The 607-nt window shown below is 68.7% G+C and carries 1 protein-coding gene; it reads left to right on the plus strand.

The genetic code is table 11. The features are described from left to right. The coding region (locus tag WCD84_RS14325) for a transposase (RefSeq protein WP_343281803.1) at positions 1-607 on the plus strand (607 nt) is incomplete at both ends.

Here is a 607-nt window from a genome sequence, read left to right on the forward strand (position 1 = left end):
AGCCAGAAGCCATTGGCCCGGTGCTGGGCATCGTGCAGCGCGTGATCGCCGGCTGGTTGGCCGATCAAGCCGGCATCGACCGCGCCAGCGCCCAGTGCGGTGCGGTGACCCTGATCCAGCGCTTCGGCAGCGCGCTGAACCTGAATGTTCACTTCCACATGCTGTGGCTCGACGGCGTGTACGACGCGAACGTCGAGCCCCCGCGGCGCAAGCCGCGCCTGCGCCGCGCCCGTGCCCCCACCTCTGCGCAACTGACGCAGGTCGCCAACACCATCGCGCATCGCGTGTGCCGGCACCTGTCGCGCCGCGGCTGGCTCGAAGGCGAAGACGAATCCGTGTTCCTGTCCGACAGCGCGGGTAGCGACGACGGCATGGATGGGCTGCGGATGAGTTCGATGACCTACCGCATCGCCACCGGTCGCGACGCTGGCCGCAAGGTCGTCACGCTGCAAACATTGCCCGGTGACGCAGGCTCGCTGGAGGGCGACGCCGGCAAGGTCGGCGGCTTCTCGCTGCATGCCGGCGTGGCCGCGGAAGCACACGAAAGCCACAAGCTCGAAAAGCTGTGCCGCTACATCACGCGCCCGGCGATCAGCGAGCAGCGGCT

Source organism: Luteimonas changyuni, from assembly GCF_039548395.1.
Lineage (GTDB): Bacteria > Pseudomonadota > Gammaproteobacteria > Xanthomonadales > Xanthomonadaceae > Luteimonas.